Genomic DNA, 23,347 nt, shown 5'->3' with positions numbered 1-23,347 from the left:
CAATTGCCGACTGCGGTATTAAACGTGATGTTGTCAATACCATACAAATGTATTAATACAATATATATTCGAGTGGCAACTCACCGATCGTCGGCAGCGCGTGCCCGTTCGAGGACGCGTTCGGCCTGCGCGATCAGCGGTGCATCGATCATCTCGCCGTCGACACTGAACACGCCTCGGCCCTCAGCCTCTGCGTCGGCCTTCGCGGCGAGGACCCGTTCGGCCCATTCGATCCTGTCAGTCGAGGGGGTGAATGCGTCGTTGATGACGTCGACCTGCGACGGGTGGATCGCCATCTTCCCGTCGTACCCGAGTTCGATGGCAAACTCCGTCTGCTCGCGGAGGCCAGCAGCGTCTTGGATGTCGGCGTGGATCGTGTCGATCGCGTCGACGTCGGCTGCGCTCGCAGCCAAGACGACGTGTTCCCGTGCGTAGAGCACCTCAGTACCCTCCTCGGTACGGGTGGCACCGACGTCGGCAGCGAGGTCCTCTGCGCCGAAAGCGATGGCAGCGGTGCCGTCCGTCGCCGCGATCTCCTCGGCGTGCAGCACTCCAGCAGCTGACTCGACCAGCGGAATCACGTCGAGCGAGACATCGTGGTTGTCGAGCAACGCAGTGACCGCTGCCACGTCGGCGGCGTCCGTCACCTTCGGAAGCATGACGCTGTCAATGCGCGGCGATCCGTCGAGTACGGCTTCGAGGTCCGCGGCGGCAGCGACGTCTGGCGGCGTCACGCGAACACAGACCTCACACTCGGGGTCGAAGGACTCGTCCGTGAGCACGTCGTTGACAGCCGATCTCGCCTCTGACTTCCGCTCGGGTGCGACCGCGTCTTCGAGATCGAAGACGACGACGTCTGCACCCGACCCGGGTGCTTTTCGCATGAGTGCTGGCTGATCGCCGGGCGAGAACAGGACGCTTCTGCGAACCATGGCGGTGGATGCAGCGGCAGCGGTTTGGGTTTTCGGGATGGCTCGACGACACGTGAAAACGACAGCTGTGCAACAAAAGACGGGACAGCGTGGACCCTCGCTACCGGGGCCACAGAAACAGACAGATTACTGGGACTTTAGGGGCAGTAACCTGCCAGCCGATAGCCAAGGTTAGTGTATGTAGTCGTTAACTGGGTTGCTCTGTGCAGCAACGACGTAAGCTAAACGAACATCTCGATAGGAGAATCTGGGCAGAAGAACGGTCATAAGTGCGAATTATTCGGAAAATAGTACCTAAACCAGACGTTAATACCGTCTTACGGTGCGTCTGGAACAGTGTCGTCGAGCGACGCGAGACTCGTGATCACCACCCAACATTGATTTACTAGCTAGCATATATCCACTTAGTATGGTAAACAAAGCGGCACTCTCGGTCCTCGGGGTGATCGTTCTCGTCTCGATGGGAGTCGGAATCCTCATCGGGATGCAACTCGGCGGAACGGCCGGCACGCAAACGAACAACGGTGGCGGTGGCGGCGGAGCGACGCCGATTCCTGACGGTGGAACAGGCACACCAGTTCCAACGGCGGGGCCCGGGTCGTCACCGAACGGTTCGTCCCAGAACGGCGGACCAGCTGGCGACCAGGAGACGACCGTGAGCGTCAGGGAGTTCGAGGATGACGCGATCGAGACGGAGATCGGCCGGCTCATCAACGAGGAACGAGAGTCTCGCGGGCTCGACGAGTTGGAGGTTACTGGCAAACTGTCCTCCGAGGTGACGACGATGTCCCGCAACCACAGCAAACAGATGGCCGAAGAGCGGAAGTTGAGTCACACCATCGAGGGCCAGTCCAGTCTCCAGCGGTATCGCCAGAACGATCTGTACAGCACGTGCATCTTCCTCTCTAACGGCGGCGGACACAACATCGACGCCGACGGAAACAAACTCGAAACGATCGCGTACGCCAAAGCAGGGCGAACGTACGAGCACAACAACCAGTACTACTACCACGAGAACAACACGGCCGTTGCCTCGGCAGTTGTGGATCGATGGTTCGAGAACCAGTTCCTGCGTCCTCGTCTCCTCTACGAGAACGCGAACGCGGTCGGCGTCGGCGTCGAGATCACCGAGTCCGGTGACGTGTACGCCACGGCGAACGTCTGCTGACACTGCGGCTGTAGTTTTTCGCGTACGACAGCCCGATAGTGTTATGTGTGACCAAGCCCCATGGTCTGGGAACGGAGAACCATGGCGCAACCGAACTGGATGCGGGCTGCCGACGAAGACATTCTCAGGCACCTCAAAGAGGAACGTCCGGACTACCTGGCGCTCGTCGCAAACAGGCTGGGGATGCACCTCGGCTACGTGGAGCGACGGACGGAAGTCCTCGTCGAGCACGGACTCGTCGAACAGGTCAGCGAAGAAGTAGTCTATCGAACGACGGAACTCGGCGAGCAGTACCTGGCCGGTGAGATCGACGACAGTTCTCTCGGACTCGCGAGTTGCGACTGACAGTCGGAAACTGAAGCGGGAGCCACGAGCGTCGTGGCGAAAAAACGGCGAGAACGGTTCGGATTAGCTCTGTGCTTCGAGCCAGGACTCCACGAGGAAGCGCTGGTACTCGTCCTGAGAGACGACGGTGACGTTCCCGAGCATCTGTGAGTGGCCGGAGCCACAGTACTCTGCACAGTAGAGCTGGTGTTGTCCAGTCTCGGTCGCTCGGGTCTTGATCGTATTCCACTCACCGGGGAAGGCGTCCTGTTTGAGGCCCAGTCCGGGGACGTGGAAGGAGTGGAGCCAGTCACGCGACGTGATGTTGATCTCGACGTCGCGGTTCGTCGGCATCATCATCGTCCCGGAGGACGACGCCGTTCCGTTGCGGATCGTCGCATCCGAAATCGCGGCGGACTCGACGGTCACTCCGTCGAAGGAGACGTCGTCACCGGTGGTGTTCTCCGCGCCCGTGACGGTCCCGTTGACCAGCGTGCCGCTCTCGATACTGCTCCCGGATATCTGCGCGTTTTCGACGCGGATACCGTCACCAGTGACGTTCGTCACGGTCGCCCCGTCGAGGGAGACGTTCTCGAGCGTGAGGCCCGAGCCACTGACGCCCTCGGCGTCGACGCGGTACTCGAAGTTCCAGATGTACTTCTGACCGTACACCTCGATTTCTTCCATGTTGCCCGGCGACTCGACCTGCTGGTCGGACGTGGCCGAGACGTAGGGGTTCCCGAGGACCTGGTAGGACGCGACACCGACGAACAGTAGAATGATCGCCGTGGCGATGGTCCAGGTGATTTCGAGTCGGCGGTTCTCCTGAGTCGGCTTCGCTTCGTCCGCGTTCCGGTACTTCCAGACCGTGTAGATCAGGATGCCCTCGACCAACACGGTGATTGGGACAGCCACGTACAGCAGGTTGCTGTTGAGGCCCCAGATGAGACCCTCTGTGACTGTCGATTCCGTTCCCTGCGCCACGGCCGGTTGGACCGCAGCCAAAAACAGGGTTACACCGAAAAGCGACATCAGCCCGACGCGCTTGCGGTTTACCATTATCCGGGGGTTGGGAATTCGGGCATAAATAGCTGCTGTCTTCCACTGACCAGAACCCCCTGCACGTGGTTTCTCCGTCCGTTTACCAGAGTTAGCACACAAAAAGCGGGGGGCATAAGTGGGCCCGCTCAAAGGGTTCAGTAGTGAGAGAATCAGCCGTGTTCCAGCGCATCCCACGCTTCCGGTTCAGTACGCTGCTGGCAGGGACGGCTATGGGAGTGTATCTCCTGGTCGTCCTCGGTGCGACGGCTGCACTTGCCGACGCCGCGAACGCCTGTTCTAGCTGGCCACTCTGTCACCAGACGCCAACGCTTTCGACGCCGACGCTGTTGGTCGCCTGGGTCCACCGCATGGTCACGGTGGTCGTCGGGCTGCTCGCCGTCGGCACCGTCGTCGCAGCCCTCCGCCGGGACGGTATCGCGACGAGAGTGAAGGCGACGCTCGCAGCGACGCTCGCCCTCTATCCCGTCCAGATCGCCATCGGCGCGTACGTGGCGCTCACCGGCGCGTCAGCACCGCTTCCCATGGCGCATCTCGTCACGGGAATGGGAATCTTCGCGGGCCTGACCCTCGCGCTGGCGTGGCACCTTGAGCCGGAGCGCGCACCGCGCTCGGCGACCACGACCGCAGAGCTCACGCACGACGACGAGCCAGTCGCTGCCGACGAATCCGGGGCGTCCGAGCAACTGGCCGGCGTCGGCCCGCTCACGCGTGCAAAGTACATCGCGAACGCGTATTTCCGGTTGATGAAACCGCGGCTGATGTGGCTCCTCTGTCTCGTGGCGTCCGCTGGCATGGCCCTCGCAGCGGGACCGGCGCTGACCGTGCGAACCGTCGTGCTCACCCTCGGCGGTGGTGTGCTGGCGATCGGAGCCAGCGGAACGTTCAACCACGTCCTCGAACGCGAGAAGGACAAGCGGATGGACCGGACGAGCGACCGTCCGATCGCGACGCACCAGATTCCAGTGCGGAACGCGGTGACCTTCGGCCTGGCGCTCGCCGTGGCCTCGGTCGGTGTGTTCCTCCAGATCAATCCCCTCGCAGCCGCGCTCGGACTGGCCGCAATCCTGTTTTACAGCGTCATCTACACGCTGGTGCTCAAACCCAACACGGTGCAGAACACCGTCATCGGTGGCGCAGCCGGAGCGCTCCCGGCGCTCATCGGCTCGGCGGCCGTCACCGGCAGGATCGGCCTGCCCGGACTGGCGCTGGCCGGACTCATCTTCGTGTGGACGCCCGCCCACTTCTACAACCTCGCGCTCGCCTACAAGGACGACTACGAGAAGGGCGGCTTCCCGATGATGCCAGTCGTCCGCGGTGAGGCGACCACGCGGAAACACATCCTCCTGTGGCTGTCGGCGACGCTCCTGTCGGCAACGGTTCTGGCATCGCTCACGGACCTCGGGTGGCTCTTCGCCACGGCGACGACCACACTGGGAGCGGTGTTCCTGTGGACGGTCATCAAACTCCACTGGGAGCAGACCGAATCAGCCGCGTTCCGGGCATTCCACGCCTCGAACGCCTATCTCGGCGCAGTACTCCTGGCGGTCGTCGTCGACGCACTCGCCATATGAACACGAACTCGACAGGCCTCTCGGAGTGGGCGACTCGACTGCGACCGGAGACGGAGACCATCGTCTGGGGAGCGATCGTCGTCAACTTCGAGATCCTCCTCCTCTTCCTGTACGCGACGGTTTCGGAGAGCCAACTGACGGGTTTGACCGCCGTCAGGTACTGGCTGTATCCGTTCGTCTGGATCAACGTGGGCATCTGGGCGATCGTTCGCACGCGACCGACGCCGACCAGTACACGGCACCGTCGCATCGGGCTGGCACTCGCTGTCGGCTACTTCGGGGTGCTGGCGTACGTCGGTGGGCTCATCGCCGGCCCCATTCCGAGCCCCACTGGGTTCTCGGTACAGATGGGGCTCCCACCGGGCTGGGGGCCGGCAGTGTTCTACAGTAGTTCCCACTTCACCATCACGATTCTCCCGTACAAGGCGATCGGCTACGCGGCACTCGCGTACCTGGTGTACGCGACCGTGCTCGATGCGGCCGGCTCGGCCGTGACCGGGCTTCTCGGACTGCTCTCGTGTGTCAGTTGCACCTGGCCGGTGCTTGCGACGATCATCACCGGGGTTTTCGGCAGCGGCACGGCGATCGCCAGCGCGGTGTACACACAGTCCTACGGACTCTCGACCGTCGTGTTCGTCGCGACCGTCGGCCTGCTGTACTGGCGGCCGTTCGGCCGGTAAGAAGGGTTGAAACTGCTGGCCCCGCTATGGCCGATTATGCCGACCGTCGAAATCGAATACTGCGTCCCCTGCGGGTTCTTGAATCGGGCAGCAGACGTCCAGCACGCGCTCCTGACGACGTACGGTGAGCAACTGGATGCCGTGACGCTCCGCACTGGCACCGACGGCGTCTTCACCGTCAGCGTCGACGGAGAGACGATCTTCGACAAGCACGAAGACGAGTTCGACGTCGACGAGATCGTCCGGCAAGTGCGCTCGCACGTCTGAGTGACGACGACTGGGAGTCCTTTTTGACCAGGGCACGCCACCATCTACGCATGAGCGCCGGCACCGCGATCGCGATCGACCTGGTCGTCGTCTGTCTGACCATCGGCGGGCTGTACGTCGGTGCCGGACGACTCGTCGCTGGTGCAGTCGCGGTGAGCGAACGCCTCGGGCTCTCGGAACTCGTCATCGGATTGACTATCGTCGCCGTCGGAACCTCCGCACCGGAACTCGTCGTGACGCTCGACGCTGCGGTCGAGGGACAGGCGTCGATCGCCATGGGGAACGTCGTCGGGTCGAACGTGTTCAACCTCGGGCTCATCCTCGGCGGGATCGCGCTCCTGGGCCCAGTGACGGTCCCGCACCGAGTCGTGAGTCGCGATGGGCTGGTGCTGCTGGCCGTCGGTGCTGTGACGACGGCGTTCGTCCTGGACCTGCAACTCGGTCGGATCGAAGGGCTCGCTCTGGTCGCCGTGTGGATCGGGTACGTGGGCCTGCTGGTTCGGTCCGACGCGAACCGAACGCGCGAGCGACCTGAGACAGTGCCGCTACCGAGCGATCCGACCGACCACTGGGAGGGCGTGGTCTCGGTGTTGCAACTCGTCGGCGGGCTGGTCGTCGTGGTGGCGAGTGCCCACTTTCTCGTGACGAGTGCAGCGGACCTCGCGCGACTGGTCGGCCTGTCGGAGTGGGCAATCGGGAACACCGTGGTCGCCGTCGGCACCTCCACGCCGGAACTGGCGACGGCGGTCATCGCGACGAGACGCGACCAGCAGGACGTCTCCGCCGGAAGCCTCCTGGGGAGTGATCTCACGAACGTCACGCTCGGACTCGGTGGTGCCGCCGTGCTGGCGCCGCTGGAGGTCAGCAGCCAGGCCCCCGTCGGCGTGGGATTGCTGGCGCTCACGGTGGCCGTCGTCGTGGTGCTCGCCTGGACAGACGCCGAGTTGACTCGTCCGGAAGGGGCCGTCATCGTGGCGTTCGCGCTCGGACGGTGGATCGTCGCAGTGACCTGAACCGAATCCCTTACCCTCGTTCCGGCCACCTCTCCTGACATGGCAGCAACCGTCGTCGCCGAAGACGTCCGCCGGGTCTACGGCGACACCGTCGCGCTCGATGGCGTCTCGCTCTCGATCGACGAGGGCGAGGTGTTCGCGCTCATCGGCCCGAACGGCGCCGGGAAGACGACCCTCGTCCGCGCGTTGCTCGGGACGACCGACGCAGAAGGAACAGTTCGCGTCTTCGATCAGTCGCCCCGTGCCGTCGATCGTGCACGGATCGGCCTCCTCCCGCAGAACTTCGATCCACCGGATCGCCTCACGGCTCGCGAACTCGTGAGCTACTACGGCGGCCTCTACGACGAGTCCAGGGACGTCGACAGCGTCCTCGACGACGTGGGGCTCGCCGACGACGCCGACACCTGGTACGAGAACCTCTCGGGCGGGCAACAGCGCCGGACCTGCCTCGGGACGACGCTCGTCAACGACCCGGACCTGCTCGTGCTGGACGAACCCACGACCGGCATCGACCCGGCTGGACGCCGCGCAGTCTGGCGACTCATCGAGGACCTGGCCGCCGGCGGCACGACGGTCTTCCTCACGACCCACTACATGGCCGAAGCCGAACGCCTGGCCGACCGCGTGGGGCTGCTCGCCGACGGGAAACTGATCGCCTGTGATGCACCCGACTCGCTCATCGCGAACCACGGCGGTGACAGTCGGCTGGTCGTCGACACGGACGCAGAACCGTCCGTGACGAACGAGTTCTCCTATCCGTCCGAGTTAGCAGACGGACAGCTCACGATCTACGACGTGCCGCCGGAAGCCATCGGCGACGTGGTCGAGACGCTGGAAGCGACCGGTGCGAGCTACGACTCACTGAGTTGGACCGAACCGGACCTCGAAGACGTGTATCTCGACCTGACCGGCCAGGCAGTCACGGCCAGCGGAGAGGTCGTCCGGGCCGGCGAGACTCCACTGGCCGACGGCGGCCGTGTCGATACCGCCGCTGGGGGTGACCGATGACCGCCGTCGGTCGCGTTCAGGCTGCGTTTCTCGCGGCCTGGTACTCGTTCCTTCGCCGACGGACGGCGGTGTTCTTCACGTTCTTCTTCCCGGTCATCATCATCCTCATCTTCGGCGCGCTGGTCCAGACCCAGGCGACCGGCGGCGGGCTGTTCACGGAACCGCCCGCGTACTACGTCCCCGGGTATCTCGCCGTCGTCGTCCTCTTCACGCCGCTGTCCCGCGTCGGGAGCGAGGTCGCCCGCCACCGAGACGGCAACCAGTTCGAGAAACTCGCCACGACGCCGCTGTCGCGGTGGGAGTGGCTGCTCGCTCAGACGCTGGTCAACGTCGTCGTCATCGGGCTCGCCGGCTTGCTCCTGCTCGGCCTCATCGTGGTCGTGACCGGCGCACAGATCGCGTTCTCGCCGCTGCTCGTTCCCTTCGTCGGCCTCGGCGTGGCGCTGTTCTGTGGCGTCGGTGCGATGCTCGGGAGCTTCGCCGACTCGCAGGACGGCGTCATCGCGGCGAGCAACGCGCTCGCGCTGCCGCTCCTCTTTCTCTCCGAGACGTTCGTGCCGCCGTCGATGCTGCCGGCGTGGCTCCCCACCGAACTCTCCCCGTTGACCTTCTTCTCCCGGGGCGTCAGGTCGGTCACCTTCCAGCCCTCGACGGAGCCGTTCTTCGGGATGGCCGCGCCCGGACCGCTGTTCTACCTGGGCGTACTCGCCGGACTGACGTTCGTGTTCTTCGCCGCCGGTGCGGTGGCACTCCCGCGAACGGACTGACAGCCGGAATCGCGCCGGCGTCAGGCGTGTTGCTCGATCAGCGTTTCGAGATCGGACCGAACCTCCGAGACGTCAGTGCTGGTCACCGTCGTCCGGACGTGTTGCTCGTCCATGTCAGTCATCTCGCTGAGTAGCCCCCCACGCCGGTCGACTTCGAGGAACAGCGTGAGTTCGTCGGGGCCGGGCTGGGCGACGACTTCGAGTTCGTCGAGTTGGCCGCGGAACGGTCCCCCCGCGGGACGGAACTCGAACTCCTGGATGAACCGGGTGCTCGTGTACCGGTTGTACGGATCGGCCTGGCACTCCGCGCTGTGAAACGAGAGCCCGAGGTCTTCCAGTGCGTCGAAGACGGTCTGGAGCCGCGGCGTCGGCTCGACGTCGAGGTAGTCTCTGTCTTCCGGATCGACCGCCAGGTCGATGTCGAGTTCAGTCTCGACCCACACCTCGATGTTCCCGAGAGTCACCGGCGTGTCGTACGGAATCTCGATCGAGACCGGCCGTGTCTCCTCCTGGTCCGGAGCGATGGTCAGCCCCTCCGCGAGCGTGAACCGGTCGATGTCCATCTCGCGATAGCCGTCTTCGGTCCGGAACCGCGTCTCCAACTCGAACCGGATGTCGCCGATCTCCTGTTCGGCGTTCCCGCCGACGATGTTGACCTCGGCGTCGATCGTCTCCCCCGGTCGAACCGTCGGAGAGGGCAGTACTGTATCCACTGTGGCGTTTCCGATACCAACGCGTGCGAGGACCTTCTTCATGTCTCCAGGGAAGGGTTCCCCGCCATCCGATATGTACTTTCGGCTCAACGAAGTCGACTTCCGGAACCGGTCACTCGGCCGTCGGAACCAGCGGCCTGGTCGTGGCGACGAGCAAGAGCAGCGCATGGCGCGGTTCCCAGCCATAGACGTGGTTGAGGAGGACGTACGTGATGATCCCGAGCGCGAGCGACAGTCCCCAGGCCCCGACGGCGATGCGGCCGACGCGAGCGTGACTGGTGTCGCGGAGTTCGTCGGGCGTGTGCGTGAGTCCGAGGACGACTGCGTGCAGGACGACCGGCACCGCCAGCGCCGACAGGAGGATGTGAACCGCCAGCATCACGAGATAGGCGTAGTAGATCGGTCCGGTCGCGTTGATCGACTTCTCGAACCCGCCGCCCACCTTGACCAGGTACAGCACGAGGAAGACCATGATGAGTGCGAACGCGGTCAGCATCGCGGCCCGGTGTTTGCGGATCTGGTCCCGTTTGATGAACGCGACGCCGGCGACGATGGCGGCGAGCGCGAGCGTGTTCACGACAGCGATCGCGTCGCCGAGGAAGATGACGGCGTCGCGACTGATCGTCGGCAGCGGCAGGAGGCCGGCGAACGCACCGACGACGAGGACGTATCCGAGGGCGGAGAGGACGGCGGTTACGGCGCGGGGGTGTGCCTTCGGCCAGCTCTGGGAATCATCGGCGACAGCCATACTGGGCTCTGTGGACGGCAGCCCCATGAGTCCGTCGGGTTCGGGCCCGCGAGTCCCCGACTGCGCCGTGGAAAGGCAAGAGTGAAAGCGCCCAACGTGCTATGAACTGGCATGAGCGCTGACCAGGAGCAGCGGACGATTCGGTGTCTCGTCGGCAAGGTCGGATTGGACGGCCACGACCGCGGTGCACACGTCATCGCGCGCGCGTTCCGCGACGCGGGATTCGAAGTCATCTACTCGGGCCTGCACAAGGCGCCCGACGAGGTCGTCCAGGCGGCGGTTCAGGAAGACGTCGACGTGCTGGGGATCTCGATTCTCTCCGGCGCCCACAACACGCTGGTGCCGAAGATCATGGACGGCCTCGAAGAGTACGACGCGCTCGACGACACGCTCGTCCTCGTCGGCGGGATCATCCCCGACGAGGACCGCGACGACCTGCTCGACCTGGGCGTCGCCCAGATCTTCGGTCCGGGGGCGTCGATGGACGAGATCATCGAGTACGTCGAGGAGAACGTGCCCGAGCGAGAATGACAGATCAGCTCATCGAGGAGTTGCTCGCGGGCAAACACAGAGCCCTGGCCCGCACCATCACGAAGATCGAGAACCGGTCGCCGGGTTACCGCGAGCTGGTGTCACAGCTGCACGAACACACGGGCGACGCGGACGTCATCGGCGTCACCGGCAGCCCGGGCGCCGGCAAGTCGACGCTGGTCGACAAACTGGCGGAATCGTACCGCGAGCAGGGCCTGACCGTCGGCGTCATCGCCATCGATCCCTCCTCGCCGTTCACGGGCGGTGCCGTGCTGGGCGATCGCATCCGCATGGCCTCGAACACGGGCGACATGGACGTGTTCTTCCGCTCGATGTCGGCCCGCGGGTCGCTCGGCGGGCTCTCCACGGCCACGACGGACGCCGTGAAGGCGCTCGACGCCTTCGGCAAAGACAAGATCATCATCGAGACGGTCGGCGCCGGCCAGAACGAAGTCGACATCGTTCGCACCGCCGACACCGTCGCGGTGCTGGTGCCGCCCGGGAGCGGGGACGACGTGCAGATGTTGAAGGCCGGAATTTTGGAGATCGCAGACCTGTTCGTCGTCAACAAGGCGGACCTCGACGGCGCCGACCGGACGGTCCAGGAACTCAAAGAGATGGTCGAGATGCGCCGAAACGAGGTCGCAGTCGCCACCGGTCATCACGGCGCGATGGAAGCGGAGACGGCCGAGACCACGAGCACGGCGAGCGACGAGAGCCAGTCGTGGACGCCCCCCATCGTGGAGACGGTGGCCAAAACCGGCGACGGGATCGGTGACCTCATCGACGTCCTCGAGGACCACGCCGACTACCTCGTCGAGTCCGGGCAACTAGAAGCAAAGGCCCGCTCGCGATACGCCGCCGAGATTCGGACGCTCCTCCGAGAGGACGCCAGCGAACTGCTGGCATCGGAGATCGACGCGCGGGGCGGCATCGACGGGTTCGTCGACCGCGTACTCGACCGCAAAACCGACCCCTACACAATCGCAGACGAGGTTCTCGACCCGATCGAAGAGTGCGTCCGCGACCAGCGAGACTGAGAGCGCCGCCTCGAAACCGTTGCCAGTGGCTGTAGCGACCGAGGAGTTCCCATCGTGTGGGAACGATGAAAACCTGCTTAGTCATCGAACGTCTAGATCCGGGAAAGAGCGACACGTCACGTTCTAGAACTGCACACCATCCACACCACTCCCATCGATGCACGACCCCACCCACGCGAACTCCTGTTCACACGAACGATCAGCAAAGCACGCATGCTCGCACGATCACTCGCAACCACGAGCGCACGACTGTAGCCCAGCACTGTCACGGCGACGGGTCCTTACCGGCGCGACCGCCGGCGCGGCCCTGGCGCTCGCGGGCTGCACCCAGATCGGGAACCGCGACGGGGCGACGACGAGCGAGAACGTTCCCGGCGCGGTAACCCTGACCACGGACGACGCCTGTGAGGTCTGTGGGATGATCATTCCGAACCATCCCGGCCCGACGACCGAAATCTTCTATCCGGGGGAGCAACCGTCAGGCCACGAGAACCCGGCGCGGTTCGACAGCACCTGGGAGGCGTTCAACTACGATTTCGAGCGCCAGGACCGCGGGTGGACGCGAGCGGTGATGTACGTCACGGACTACTCGAACGTCGACTACCGGACCTTCGAGGAACAGGGCGATACGATGATCTCGACCCACGTGAACGCCGAGGACTTCGTCGCTGCCAGGAAAGTGACCTTCGTCGTCGGCTCGGAGGTCAAGGGCGCGATGGGGAAAGATCTCATCGCGTTCTCGAAGGAATCGGACGCCCAGTCGTTCAAAGACGAGTGGGGCGGCGAACTCGTGACGGTCGACGACGTGACGCCGCAAATGATCGCTCAGCTCGGGATGTAACCCGATGTACGTGAAGTACGTCCTCGGTGGCCTGCTGGCTGTGCTGGTGGTGATGGCGACCGGGTTCGCCGTCACGCCGACCCTCGACCAGCGCGTCTCACCGGTGTCGTTCGACGAGACGCTGACGCTCGGCCTGACGGGCGTCGACGTGCAGGAAGCCCAGGACGAGGGCTACAGCATTCCGCAAGCCGAGGTGTTCTACTCGCAGTACCAGTACGTCATCGGCTACTACGGCGTCGGCCAGGCCGCCGACCACCTCAGTGAGAGGGGAACGAATCAGCAGTTCGGCCGGCCGTTAGCCGTGTTCGTGACCGATTACGCGAACGCGGACCCGGCGCTGACGAGCGACGACTATCTCGTCGCCCGGAACGAGATCGACGTCGGGTGGGTGTCGGCGCGCAACGCGCATTTCGTCGTCGACAGCCGGGCGCGGACGCCCGGCGGTGCCGCGGTCGTCCCCTTCGGATCGGAAGCGGCTGCGCAGTCGTTCGCGAGCGAGTACGGCGGGACGGTCGTCGGCTGGAACGAACTCCTGAGTCGGACCGGCCGCCAGGGTGCGGACGCCGAACAGCGACTCGACGCCATCGTGACGAACCGCACGGCGTGGGCCGACGAACAGGTCAGCGAGACCGAGACGCTCGACGATCGGCCGGTTTCGGTCGTCGTGGGCGAGGACGCGCCGACCCTCGCCGCGGCGATCGAGCAGGCGCCGCCCAACACGACCGTCGAACTGCCGGCCGGCACCTACGACGCCAATCTAACGGTTCGGAAGCCGGTGACGATCTCCGGGGTCGGCAACGAGACCCACGTCGAGGGACCGGGGACCGGGACCGTCCTGAACTTCCGGGCGCCGCGATCGGCGGTCACCGACCTGCAGATTTCGGGCGTTGGGCCCAACGGCTCCCGATCGATCGCCGACGTTGGCGACGACGAGTGGGACGCCCGCATCCGGGTGGCCTACGGCAGCGGCGACTCGGCGATCCGGTTCGACAACGCGACCGGGTCGCTCGTCTCGGGCGTTCACGTCGACACCCAGGCGACGGGCGTCATCATGCGCAACAGTCCCGGCACTGTCGTTCGTGACACGACCGTCCGAGGGAGCGAGGAATGGGCCGACGGGTTCATGGGCGTCCTGGCGATGTACGATCCAGTCGTCGTCCAGAACACCTCAATCCACGGCGGTCGCGACGGCGTCTACACCCATCGCGCTGAAGGGATCGTCGTCAGGGACAGCCGGATGGTGGACCTGCGGTACGGCGTCCACGAGATGTACACCTCCGGTGCGCTCGTCGCGAACAACACCATGCGAGAGACGAACGCGGGCGTCATCGTCATGACTCGGCCGCGGGGCAACGTCCTGCTCGGAAACGACGTTCGCCGGAGCGACATCGGCCTCTCGGTCGCCGGCACCTCCTCGTTCATCGTCGACAACGTCGCCGTGAACAACGAGATCGGCATCTCGATCGGGGCGACCCGGTCGCTGGCCAGGGAAAACGTCGTCGTCCGGAACGGCCTCGGCATCAGAGCGGACACGCTGATGCCCTCGAACGAGGTGATCGAAAACGACATCGTCGACAACGAGGTCCAGGTCGGTGCAGTCCGCGGCCCAGTTCGCATCTGGACCGACGAGCGGGGCAACTACTGGGGACCGCTCCCGGGTCGTGACGAGGACGGCGACGGCACGCTCGACACCGCCCACCATCCGACGGGAGACATCGAAGGCGCCCTGCTGGAAGCCGACGGCGTACTCACCCTCCGGGAATCGCCCGCGGTCGGTATGCTCCGGACCCTGCAGGACGCCGTCCCCGGCCTTCGGGAGAGCGGCATCGTCGACAACGCGCCGCTCGTGGAGCCGACCCATCCCCAGACGCTCGCCAAACTGAACGCAACACACCCATGACAGACACAGTTGGACTCGACGTGGAAGCAGTCACCGTCAGTTTCGGCGACCTCACCGTCATCGAGGACGTCTCGTTCGGGGTCGACCCCGGGACAGTCACCTGTCTCATCGGCCCGAACGGGTCCGGCAAGACCACGCTCTTGCGCGTCATCACCGGACTGCTCCAGCCCGATTCCGGGACCGTGACCAGGCCGACGACCGGCGCGCGCCCCGTCGGCTATCTCGCGCAGGCACCGGCCTTCCGCTCGCAGTTCTCCGTCCGCGAGACGCTGTCGTTCTACGCCGACCTCGTCGGCGAGGACGTCGATTCGGACTCGGCCATGGAGCGAGTGGGGCTCGGCGGCGTCCGCGACCGTCGCGTCGAGGCGCTGTCCGGCGGGATGACGCGCCTGCTCGGCATCGCGCAGGCGACCATCGGCGATCCCGGGTTGCTCGTGCTCGACGAGCCCTCCAGCGGCCTGGACCCGATGATGAGCCACCACATCACGGAGACGATCGCCGAGTTGGCCGACGAGGGCGCAGCGGTCATCGTCGCCACGCACGACCTCGGGGCGGTCTCGCGCATCGCCGACGACACAGTCCTCATCGACCGCGGACACGTCGCGGCGACGGGAGCGCCCAACGAGTTGCTCGCCGACACGGGGGCGAGCGACCTCGAAGAAGCGATGTCGGCGCTAGTCAGCCACGAGGGCGACGAAGTCGCGACGCGAACGGCGCAGTCACCGCGCGCAAACGGCGAGGGGGGAGACGCATGAACGCGCGCAAGGCGGCGCGGACGACGGCGGTTTTCGCCCAGCGCGAGTTCGAGACGCTCCTCCGGACCAAAACCATCGCCGTCCTCGCGCTCGGGTATCTCGTCGTCCTACTCGGCCTCGTCGTAGGGGCCGGAACCAGCGGCTATCTCCCCCTCACGCTCGATCTCATGCGACCGGCCGAAGTGCTCGTCCCCATCCTCGCCTTTGCCTTCGGCTACCGGGCGATCATGGCCGACGCGGAGCGCGGCGAACTCGAAACGATCCGCACGTATCCGATCTCACGCCCCACGTTCGTGGCCGGCGTCTACCTCGGCCGCCTCGCGGGCTTCCTCTCCGTCGTCCTGGCACCGCTGCTGATCGCCGGCGCACTCGTGGCCTTCACCCCGACCGAGCAGGTGACGGTCATCGCGGCCCACGAGACCATCGACACGCCGGCGATCTACCTCCGGTTCGTCACGCTGACTGCGGGGTTCGGCGTCGTGACGCTCGCCATCGCGACCGCTGTCTCCGCCGTCGCGCGCTCGACGCGAGAGGCGCTCGCCCTGGTCTCGATCCTGTTCATCTCGCTCGTCATCGGCTTCGACGCGTCCATCGTCGCCGCGCTCTCCGGCGGCATCATCTCGCCGGGCCAGGTTGAACCGCTGCTCGCGTTCAGCCCGAACAGCGCGTACCGGGGCCTGGTGTTGACGCTCGCCGTCGGCGAAGCGTTCACGCGGGGCGCGGCCGCTGGCTCTCCGGCGACGAACGTGTTCGGACTGCTCTCCTGGTTCGTCGTCTCACTGGCCGTCGCCGTCCGCACGGTCTGGGACACCTGATAGGTTCGAGCGCACTGGAGCGCTCCCTCGAGCCTCACTCAGCTACTGAAAAACGTCAGCGTCCCTGATCAGTCACCACGTATAAGCGCTTGTCTGCCGTTGGTCGAGACATGAAGCTCCGTAAGCTCGTCGCAGGGATCGGTGGGGGTATCGGGCTGACCGCGGGGGTCAACAGACTACTGGGCATGCGAGCCAGCGAGTTGGAACCGCCGCTCGACGGCAAACAGGGCACCTACCGCTGGCGCGGGTTCGACGTCGGCTACACCGAGGCCGGCGATCCCGACGCCCCCGACCTGGTGTGTCTCCACGGCGTGAACGCGTCGGGAAGCAGCCACGAGTTCCGCGGCGTCTTCGACGCGCTCGCCGAGGAGTATCACGTCATCGCGCCCGACCTCCCTGGCTTCGGCCGGTCGGATCGCCCACCACTGCTGTACTCCGGGTCGCTGTACAGCACCTTCGTCGAGGACTTCCTTTCGGAGATGGCCGACGAACCCCGAGTGCTGGCTTCGTCGCTCTCGGGCGCGTACGCAGCGGTCGCCGCCCAGAGCGTCGCCGTCGACGAACTCGTGTTGATCTGCCCGACTGCGGAGACGATGCCGGGGCGTCGCGTCTGGCTCCGTTCGCTGTTGCGCGCGCCGGTCGTCGGCGAGGCGCTGTTCAACGTCATCACGAGCAAGCGCTCCATCCGGTACTTCAACGCCGACCACGGCTACTACGACGCCGACAACATCACCGACGACCTCGTCGAGTACCAGTGGCAAACTGCCCACCAGCCCGGGAGCCGATTCGCCCCCGCCTCGTTCATCGCCGGCTTCCTGGACCCGGACGTCGACCTGGGGGCCGTCCTCTCGAACGTGCACGCGCCCGTGACGCTCGTCTGGGGCCGTCAGGCCAAGACCACGCCCCTGGAAGGCGGCGAGCGGCTCGCAGAAGCCGCGAACGCGCGCCTCGTCGTGTTCGACGAGGCGGACCTCCAGCCCCACGTCGAACACCCGGACCAGTTCGTCCGCCAGGTCGTCCGCGGGGAAAACCTCCCCGGCGCGATGACCGACATCGAGATCGAAGAGGTGGGCGGCGAGGACGCGACGACGCGAGAGTAGCCAACAGAGCAGGCCACCGCTCCGAAGGCTGATCGCCGTCCTTGCTGGTATCGGTGCTGTGAGCGTCGCCATCGCCCTCGGCCCATCGGTTATTGCCGTCCATCTCGAAATTGCACGCGTCGGAGAAGCAGAACGTCACTCAGAGAGAGCAGCGAAAGAAAACGAGAGACGGGCGACTGATTACCGCGGTTCGAAGGCGATCAGTCGCTCTTCGTTGGTAACCGTCTCGCTGACGCCGATGCCGACGACGTCACCGGTCTCGACGTCTTCGGGGTCGACGTCCGTGATCTGGCCGGTGATCGAAACCGGGCCGAAGTCGGCGATCGCAGTCACGTAGGGGGCGTCGTCCTCGAACTGCGGCGTTGGGACTGTCACTACGGTGTAGGTCGAGATTTCGCCGGACTCTGGGAGCGGTTCCTCCGAGAGTTCTTGTGAGCCACACTGCGGACAGGCCAGTCGCGGCGGGAGCGACCCGTGGCCGTTCTCACACTCCAGATAGTACCCCTCACCGTCTTCGATGGCGTCGAGCAGGTCGTCGTACTCGCCGTCTCGTGCGTCAGTCATTCTCGCACCTCCATAACGTGAACAGTTGCACTCGCGACCGTGCCACCCGCGTTGTGGGCCAGCGCGGTCGTCGCGTCCTCGACGGCGTCGGCTCGCTGGTGGCGTCCCTCCAGCAGTTTCGTGAGCGAGACGATCTGAGCGACGCCGGTCGCACCGACCGGGTGCCCCTTCGCCTTCAGCCCGCCCGAGAGGTTCACCGGCAGGTCGCCCTCGCGGGTCGTCTCACCGCGGGCGGCCGCACCGATACCCTCGCCGTACTCGTAGAGGCCGAGGCCTTCGAGCGCCAGGACCTCGGCGATCGTGAAGCAGTCGTGGACTTCCAGGAAATCGACGTCGTCCGACGAGATGCCTGCGTCGGCGTAGGCCTCATCGGCGGCGGCCTCGGTCGCCGGTGCGCGGGCGTGGTACTGGCGGTCCTGCAGTGCCAGTTTGTCGCCACCCTGGCCGGTGCCGGTGACGGCGACGGACGCGTCGAGGTCGTTCTCCTCGGCGTACTCCTCGCTGGCGATGATGGCGGCGCTCGCGCCATCGGTGATGGGACAGGAGTCGTACAGGCCGAGCGGGTCGGCGATGGTCGGGGCGTCGAGCGCGTCCTCGACGGTGATCTCCTGGCGCATCTGCGCGTACTCGTTGGGGAGGGCGTGCTCGTGGTTCTTGACGGCGATCGCGGCGAGGTCCTCGCGGGAGCCGCCGTACTCCTCGAAGTACGCGCGAGCCATCAGGGCGTACGCGCCGGGGAACGTCATCCCCGAGCGGATCTCGTAGAGGTCGTCGGCCGCGATAGAGAGCGCGTCCGTCGCGCCGGCAGTCCCGATGTTGGTCATTCGCTCGGCACCACCGACCATGACGACGTCGGATTCGCCGTTGCGGACCGTCTTGACGGCTTCGCGGACGGCGACGCCGCTCGAGGCACAGGCGGATTCGTAGCGCGTCGCGGGAACGTCGAGGCCGACGGCTTCGGCCATCAACGGGCCCTGGTGGCCCTGGTGTTCCGCCAGTTCGCCCATGAAATTGCCATAGAAGAGTTCCTCGACGTCGTCGGGGTCGACGCCCGCGTCGTCGAGGGCGGCCAGCCCCGCTTCGGCGAACAGATCACGTCCCGTTCGCTCGGGATGTTTGCCGAAGTGGGTGAGGCCGATGCCGGCTACGCGTGGGTCTGACATCACTCACCGGTAGGGGTCTTTCAGCATTTATGTTTGCCGGTGACGAGTGGTATCAGACGCGATATGGGTTCGGTTCGTGGAACCTCGTTCAATCACCGTCGGGCGGTTTCGATCGGATTACATCCCCATGTCCGCCGCGGGGTCCGGTATCGGGAGGTCGTGGGGGGCGACGCCGAGCAGCTCGGCGGCGTGATCGAGGGCCATGTCGAACCCGTAGTAGCGTTCGAGTTCGTCCCCGTCGGGCGCTGGACGGACCTTGAGCATGGCGTAGCCATCGACGTTCTGTGCGATGGCGGCGGTCGCACCCTCACGCGCGAAACTGAGCACGCGCTCTTCGGCCGTCTCGTAGTAGCGAGCCGTGATACCGTCCGCGGTTAGCTCGGCGTCGGCGTCGGTCATGACCGGTCGTATGGAGGGGACGGGGTCGTACCTGTCGATCTCCGACCGTCTGTCACCACCGCTGACCCGTCGGCAATTCGCCAGCGTTCCGTTTGGCCGAGGTTATCGACAGTAAGACCAGGGAACGGAGACATTTGACCGCGCCAAAGCAACAAAACGATTGCAGTCCGCTAACCGTTTCTGACCCGTGTGGGATACTCATGAAGTGCCGAATTTGGGGCGTTCTCCTGGTCGTGGTAGTCGCGAGCACCGGTGTCGGGACCGGGGTCGCAACTGGTCGGCAGGCCACACCCCAGCAGGCCGGCTGCGACTACGTCTCGCTCTACGACGAGACGATCGACTCCGTCGTGTCGATCCAGACGCCGATCGGACAGGGGTCGGGATTCGTCTACCGGAAGGGAGACGTGAACGACAGCAGTTACGTCGTCACGAACGCACACGTGGTCGGCGACGCCGAGGAAGTGCTCGTCAGGTTCAGTCAGGGGCAAACGGTGGCCGGAACCGTCGTCGGCAGCGACGTGTTCGCGGACCTCGCAGTCGTGCGGGTCAACCAGACCCCGGGGTACGCAGACGCGCTTGCAGTGGCAGAACAAACGCCGCCACACGGGCAGAAGGTCGCCGCGCTCGGAAACCCCTTCGGCCTCGAGGAGACGATTACGCACGGGATCATCAGCGGCGTCAATCGGACGCTCCCGACGGTGTTCGGCTTTTCGATCCCGAGCGTCGTGCAGACGGACACCCCGATCAGTCCGGGGAACAGCGGTGGACCGCTGGTCACCTGTCAGGGCGAGGTGGTCGGGATCAATACGGCCGGTATCGCGAGCGCCGGGGCCGAGAACATCGGGTTCGCCGTCCCGAGCACGGTCATCGACGCCGTCGTTCCCACGCTGACCAGGACCGGCGAGTACGAACACGGGTTCCTCGGCGTCTCGACCACGCAGGTGACCCCGCCCCTCGTCGCGGCCAACAACTTCTCCGTCTCGGAGGGCGCGTACGTCGTCTCGACGGTCCAGGGCACGCCGGCGGCAGACAAGCTCCGGGGTGCCTCCCAGTTCACGTTCGTGAACGGGACGCGCGTCCCCGTCGGCGGTGACGTCATCGTCTCTGTCGACGGACGGGACGTCGATTCCGGCGAAGTGCTGACGAGTTACCTGTTCACGCACGTTCGCGCCGGTGAGAACGTGACGCTGACGGTCGTGCGCGACGGCGAGCGCCGGCAGGTGAACGTGACGCTGGCCGAACGGCCTGAACTCCCCGAGCAACAGCCGCCCGTCACCGGGTAGCAATCGGGGCGCTCTCGCCGTCATTCACATTCCCGTCGACACCGAACCACGAGGTATGCGACAGACTGACGTACTCGTCGTCGGTGGCGGAGCCACCGGGGCCGGCGTCGCTCGCGACCTTGCGCTCCGCGGGCTAGACGTCACGCTCGTCGAGCGCGGCGGGCTCTCGGCCGGCACCACCGGTCGCACCCACGGCCTCTTGCACAGCGGCGCCCGCTACGCGGAGTCGGACCGCGCGGGTGCAGTCGAGTGCATCGAGGAGACTCGCATACTCAAACAGATCGCCGGCGCGTGCGTGCGGGACACTGGCGGCTTTTTCGTCCAACTCGCCGAGGACGATCCGGCGTACTTCGCCGAGAAGCGAGCCGCCTGTGAGGACCTCGGGATTCCGACCGAAGTCGTAGACAGTGCAGCGGCCCGTGAGGACGTTCCGGGGCTCGCGGAAGCCGCAGAGCGAGTGCTCAGGGTTCCCGACGGGGTGATCTACCCGTCGCGACTGGTCGCCGCGAACGCGGAGGACGCGCGCAGGCACGGTGCCACGATACTGACCGGGGCGCCCGTCCAACGGATCGACATCGAGGGCGGACAGATCACGGGAGTCGCCGTCGGCGGGAACGTCGACGAGACGGTTGCGCCGGAATACGTCGTGAACGCGGCGGGGGCATGGGCGGGCTCCGTCGCCCGGATGGCTGGACTCACGGTGGAGATGCGGCCGACGAAGGGACTCATGATCGCAGTCGAGTACGAGGGTCTCGGACCGGTGTTGAACAGGTGTCGGCCGCCAGCCGACGGCGACATCATCGTCCCGCACGAGAGCGAGGTCGTCCTCGGCACGACGAGCGTTCCGGTCGACGATCCCGACGACTTCCGTCGAGACGAGTGGGAAATCGAGACGGTGTTCGACGAGTGTGCGAAGCTGCTTCCGGGCGTCACGGATGCGGACCCACGTCGCTCGTGGTGGGGCGTTCGCCCGCTGTACGAACCAGCGGAAGCCGACCGCGAGGGACGGGGAATCTCACGCGGCTACGTCTGCCTCGACCACGCGACAGACGGCGTCGAGAACGCGGCGAGTATCGTCGGCGGAAAGCTAACTACCTACCGGGCGATGGCCGAGGTGACAGCCGATCTGGTCTGTGACCGGCTCGCCGTCGATGCGGAGTGTCGCACGGCCGACGAGCGGCTCCCGGCCGCTGACGACCCCGCTCGACTGGACGAGTTCGTGGCGACCTTCGACGGACAGGGGCCGGCCGACGAGGACGTCGGTGCCGAGCGCCCGTGACCGGCCGTGGGACCTCCGGCGGGACGACTGCCGAGTCCGGGCGCGTTTTTATTAGCGCGACGCCTACAGGTTTAGTGGGCGATGAGTTTCCGGGAGATCATCGACTCTGTCAACGGGTCGCGAAACACGATAACCCTGTTCAACGTCGACGCACCACCGAGGGCCGTCGAACAGGTGGCGAACTATCTCGAACCCCAGCAGGTCCGCTTCGTCAGCGACACGTCCGAGAAGGGGCGGCCGACGAACTTCGTGGTCCTTCACGACGACGGCGAGTTCGTCGCCGCCTCGGACTTCCGCGACGTGTACTCGCACGTCGACATCGAGACGGGGCTCCACACGGCGACGGAACTGGGCGAGTTCGAGTATCCAGACGTGCTCCGACACGTCGACGACACGACGTTCTCGGAGTTCGGGAAGCGACGGATGATTATCGCCTCCCGGGAGATCGAAAAGCGGGCCTGGGACGTGGGCGACGGCCAACTCCACACGGGGTTCCAGCGCCTCTCCCTCGTCGAGAGCCAGCACCGCATCTACCGGAAACTCGGCGAGAGTGAGGTCGAGACGCACGTGTACGGCGTGTCCGACGCTGCCGTCTCCGACGCCATCGACGTGAACGTCCACGGGATCGACAGCGACGAGATCGCGCGCTCGTGGTTCGTCCTCTTCGACGGCGACGGAGACGACCGGGAGAAGTGCGGCTTGCTCGCACAGGAAGTGGGAGAGAACGTCTACAGCGGCTTCTGGACGTACCGCGCGGGTCTGGTCGACGAAATGCTGGCGCACCTGACTGCGACGCACCGCAGTCGGTGAGCAGTTAGCGGAGCGTCGAATAGAAAGACCCGTATCGGCGCGGTGTCGTCGTTCGGACATGAGCCGGTGGCTCCAGAGCGGGACCCGCCGCGACATCTGTGTGCTCATCGCGGGCGCAGACGACGCGGCCATTCCCGCCCAAAAACTCAAGACGCGCCTCGAACGCCACTACGACAGCCGCATCGAGCCCAAACGGTTCTACGGCTCGCTCGAAGACCTCGAACGGAAGGGCTTCGTCGAGTCTCGGACCGAGGGGCTCACTGACGTGTACACACTGACCGACGCGGGACACCGCAGACTACAGACCCACTACGAGTGGATGCGCGACACGCTCGAAAACTGACGGCACGGAACACCGCGCTCAACTCAGTCGTTCGATCAGTTCTTCGGCCTTCGCGGCCGCCGTGGACTCGTCGGTGTAGACGGTCGGCTCGAACTCGCGCTCGACGTTCGACGAGCAGTCACACTCGATTCGATAGTGGAGACGAATCCCCTGGACGGCGGCCGCGACTGCGACCGTCACGTCGTCTGTCGGGGAGTGATAGGCGACGCGATCCGGTTCGGTCGTCACGTCCCACCCGGTCGGCAAATCGATGTCGAATGGATCGCTCATG

At 65.5% G+C, this 23,347-nt stretch carries 27 protein-coding genes; 19 read left to right on the top strand and 8 right to left on the bottom strand.

Going from position 1 to position 23,347, the window contains the following annotated elements; translation table 11 throughout:
- Positions 1-80 precede the first annotated feature (80 nt).
- The gene (locus ACFR9U_RS11265; protein WP_247373002.1) at positions 81-932 is read right to left on the bottom strand and encodes an HpcH/HpaI aldolase/citrate lyase family protein; all 852 of its coding nucleotides are present in this window, start codon (positions 930-932) and stop codon (positions 81-83) included.
- 409 nt (positions 933-1,341) lie between these two features.
- On the opposite strand from ACFR9U_RS11265, the gene ACFR9U_RS11260 reads away from it, so the two are divergent.
- The gene (locus ACFR9U_RS11260) at positions 1,342-2,100 is read left to right on the top strand and encodes a CAP domain-containing protein (RefSeq protein ID WP_247373005.1); all 759 of its coding nucleotides are present in this window, start codon (positions 1,342-1,344) and stop codon (positions 2,098-2,100) included.
- Between the two features lie 81 nt (positions 2,101-2,181).
- Complete coding sequence (locus ACFR9U_RS11255; protein ID WP_247373007.1) at positions 2,182-2,445, top strand: helix-turn-helix domain-containing protein; 264 nt, start codon at positions 2,182-2,184, stop codon at positions 2,443-2,445.
- 63 nt (positions 2,446-2,508) lie between these two features.
- Here the strand turns inward: ACFR9U_RS11255 and coxB are convergent, their stop codons facing one another.
- Positions 2,509-3,483, bottom strand: a complete 975-nt coding sequence (gene coxB, locus ACFR9U_RS11250) for a cytochrome c oxidase subunit II (protein ID WP_247373019.1) — start codon at positions 3,481-3,483, stop codon at positions 2,509-2,511.
- 212 nt (positions 3,484-3,695) lie between these two features.
- Between coxB and cyoE the strand changes: the two genes are divergently transcribed.
- From cyoE to ACFR9U_RS11220, 6 genes are read left to right on the top strand one after another with little or no spacing between them, the layout of a single operon-like run.
- Positions 3,696-5,057, top strand: a complete 1,362-nt coding sequence (cyoE, locus tag ACFR9U_RS11245; protein WP_247376108.1) for a heme o synthase — start codon at positions 3,696-3,698, stop codon at positions 5,055-5,057.
- Positions 5,054-5,737: a DUF7546 family protein gene (locus tag ACFR9U_RS11240; RefSeq protein ID WP_247373022.1), complete on the top strand. Its 684-nt coding sequence runs from the start codon at positions 5,054-5,056 to the stop codon at positions 5,735-5,737. Before cyoE ends, ACFR9U_RS11240 begins: the two co-directional genes overlap by 4 nt.
- 36 nt (positions 5,738-5,773) lie before the next feature.
- Positions 5,774-6,004 (top strand): Rdx family protein, encoded by a 231-nt coding sequence (locus tag ACFR9U_RS11235; RefSeq protein WP_247373024.1) that lies wholly within the window; start codon positions 5,774-5,776, stop codon positions 6,002-6,004.
- 50 nt (positions 6,005-6,054) lie between these two features.
- Positions 6,055-7,017: a calcium/sodium antiporter gene (locus ACFR9U_RS11230; RefSeq protein WP_247373038.1), complete on the top strand. Its 963-nt coding sequence runs from the start codon at positions 6,055-6,057 to the stop codon at positions 7,015-7,017.
- A 39-nt stretch (positions 7,018-7,056) separates the two neighbouring features.
- On the top strand, positions 7,057-8,025 hold the full coding sequence (locus tag ACFR9U_RS11225; protein WP_247373040.1) for an ABC transporter ATP-binding protein: 969 nt from the start codon (positions 7,057-7,059) through the stop codon (positions 8,023-8,025).
- Positions 8,022-8,792 (top strand): ABC transporter permease, encoded by a 771-nt coding sequence (locus ACFR9U_RS11220; protein ID WP_247373042.1) that lies wholly within the window; start codon positions 8,022-8,024, stop codon positions 8,790-8,792. The genes ACFR9U_RS11225 and ACFR9U_RS11220 overlap by 4 nt, the downstream gene beginning before the upstream one ends.
- A 20-nt stretch (positions 8,793-8,812) precedes the next feature.
- Here ACFR9U_RS11220 and ACFR9U_RS11215 read toward each other — a convergent pair whose 3' ends face one another.
- Complete coding sequence (locus ACFR9U_RS11215) at positions 8,813-9,547, bottom strand: sporulation protein (protein ID WP_282593988.1); 735 nt, start codon at positions 9,545-9,547, stop codon at positions 8,813-8,815.
- A gap of 70 nt (positions 9,548-9,617) precedes the next feature.
- Positions 9,618-10,253 (bottom strand): DUF420 domain-containing protein, encoded by a 636-nt coding sequence (locus ACFR9U_RS11210; RefSeq protein WP_247373047.1) that lies wholly within the window; start codon positions 10,251-10,253, stop codon positions 9,618-9,620.
- A 111-nt stretch (positions 10,254-10,364) separates the two neighbouring features.
- Between ACFR9U_RS11210 and ACFR9U_RS11205 the strand changes: the two genes are divergently transcribed.
- The 7 genes from ACFR9U_RS11205 to ACFR9U_RS11175 all read left to right on the top strand — a co-directional run bounded on the left by ACFR9U_RS11205 (position 10,365) and on the right by ACFR9U_RS11175 (position 17,235).
- The gene (locus tag ACFR9U_RS11205) at positions 10,365-10,784 is read left to right on the top strand and encodes a cobalamin B12-binding domain-containing protein (protein ID WP_247373049.1); all 420 of its coding nucleotides are present in this window, start codon (positions 10,365-10,367) and stop codon (positions 10,782-10,784) included.
- On the top strand, positions 10,781-11,824 hold the full coding sequence (meaB, locus tag ACFR9U_RS11200) for a methylmalonyl Co-A mutase-associated GTPase MeaB (RefSeq protein ID WP_247373062.1): 1,044 nt from the start codon (positions 10,781-10,783) through the stop codon (positions 11,822-11,824). Before ACFR9U_RS11205 ends, meaB begins: the two co-directional genes overlap by 4 nt.
- 157 nt (positions 11,825-11,981) lie before the next feature.
- Positions 11,982-12,665, top strand: coding sequence for a nitrous oxide reductase accessory protein NosL (locus ACFR9U_RS11195; RefSeq protein WP_247373064.1), 684 nt, complete (start codon positions 11,982-11,984; stop codon positions 12,663-12,665).
- A 4-nt stretch (positions 12,666-12,669) separates the two neighbouring features.
- Positions 12,670-14,565 (top strand): NosD domain-containing protein, encoded by a 1,896-nt coding sequence (locus ACFR9U_RS11190; protein ID WP_247373066.1) that lies wholly within the window; start codon positions 12,670-12,672, stop codon positions 14,563-14,565.
- Complete coding sequence (locus ACFR9U_RS11185) at positions 14,562-15,320, top strand: ABC transporter ATP-binding protein (protein ID WP_247373068.1); 759 nt, start codon at positions 14,562-14,564, stop codon at positions 15,318-15,320. The genes ACFR9U_RS11190 and ACFR9U_RS11185 overlap by 4 nt, the downstream gene beginning before the upstream one ends.
- The gene (locus tag ACFR9U_RS11180) at positions 15,317-16,135 is read left to right on the top strand and encodes an ABC transporter permease subunit (RefSeq protein ID WP_247373070.1); all 819 of its coding nucleotides are present in this window, start codon (positions 15,317-15,319) and stop codon (positions 16,133-16,135) included. Before ACFR9U_RS11185 ends, ACFR9U_RS11180 begins: the two co-directional genes overlap by 4 nt.
- Positions 16,136-16,245: 110 nt before the next feature.
- Positions 16,246-17,235, top strand: coding sequence for an alpha/beta fold hydrolase (locus ACFR9U_RS11175; RefSeq protein WP_247373072.1), 990 nt, complete (start codon positions 16,246-16,248; stop codon positions 17,233-17,235).
- A gap of 180 nt (positions 17,236-17,415) precedes the next feature.
- Here the strand turns inward: ACFR9U_RS11175 and ACFR9U_RS11170 are convergent, their stop codons facing one another.
- The 3 genes from ACFR9U_RS11170 to ACFR9U_RS11160 form a co-directional block, all read right to left on the bottom strand.
- Positions 17,416-17,799: a Zn-ribbon domain-containing OB-fold protein gene (locus ACFR9U_RS11170; protein ID WP_247373084.1), complete on the bottom strand. Its 384-nt coding sequence runs from the start codon at positions 17,797-17,799 to the stop codon at positions 17,416-17,418.
- On the bottom strand, positions 17,796-18,962 hold the full coding sequence (locus ACFR9U_RS11165; RefSeq protein WP_247373086.1) for a thiolase domain-containing protein: 1,167 nt from the start codon (positions 18,960-18,962) through the stop codon (positions 17,796-17,798). Before ACFR9U_RS11165 ends, ACFR9U_RS11170 begins: the two co-directional genes overlap by 4 nt.
- Before the next feature lie 117 nt (positions 18,963-19,079).
- Positions 19,080-19,361: a DUF7111 family protein gene (locus ACFR9U_RS11160; RefSeq protein WP_247373089.1), complete on the bottom strand. Its 282-nt coding sequence runs from the start codon at positions 19,359-19,361 to the stop codon at positions 19,080-19,082.
- A 200-nt stretch (positions 19,362-19,561) separates the two neighbouring features.
- Here ACFR9U_RS11160 and ACFR9U_RS11155 point away from each other — a divergent pair, with 200 nt between their 5' ends.
- From ACFR9U_RS11155 to ACFR9U_RS11140, 4 genes are all read left to right on the top strand, one after another.
- Positions 19,562-20,644, top strand: a complete 1,083-nt coding sequence (locus ACFR9U_RS11155; protein WP_247373091.1) for a S1C family serine protease — start codon at positions 19,562-19,564, stop codon at positions 20,642-20,644.
- Positions 20,645-20,699: 55 nt separating this feature from the next.
- A complete protein-coding gene (locus tag ACFR9U_RS11150) occupies positions 20,700-21,923 on the top strand; it encodes an FAD-dependent oxidoreductase (protein WP_247373093.1) in 1,224 nt (407 codons plus the stop codon).
- An 81-nt stretch (positions 21,924-22,004) separates the two neighbouring features.
- A complete protein-coding gene (locus tag ACFR9U_RS11145) occupies positions 22,005-22,733 on the top strand; it encodes a DICT sensory domain-containing protein (protein WP_247373095.1) in 729 nt (242 codons plus the stop codon).
- 58 nt (positions 22,734-22,791) lie between these two features.
- Positions 22,792-23,076: a PadR family transcriptional regulator gene (locus ACFR9U_RS11140; protein WP_247373097.1), complete on the top strand. Its 285-nt coding sequence runs from the start codon at positions 22,792-22,794 to the stop codon at positions 23,074-23,076.
- Positions 23,077-23,094: 18 nt separating this feature from the next.
- On the opposite strand, the gene ACFR9U_RS11135 is transcribed toward ACFR9U_RS11140, so the two are convergent.
- Positions 23,095-23,346, bottom strand: a complete 252-nt coding sequence (locus ACFR9U_RS11135; protein ID WP_247373099.1) for a hypothetical protein — start codon at positions 23,344-23,346, stop codon at positions 23,095-23,097.
- Between the last annotated feature and the right edge of the window lies 1 nt (position 23,347).

Source organism: Halorientalis brevis (assembly GCF_042678165.1).
GTDB lineage: Archaea > Halobacteriota > Halobacteria > Halobacteriales > Haloarculaceae > Halorientalis > Halorientalis brevis.
The sequence above is the reverse complement of the archived record's forward strand: the minus strand, read 5'-3'. Positions and strand labels throughout refer to the sequence as shown.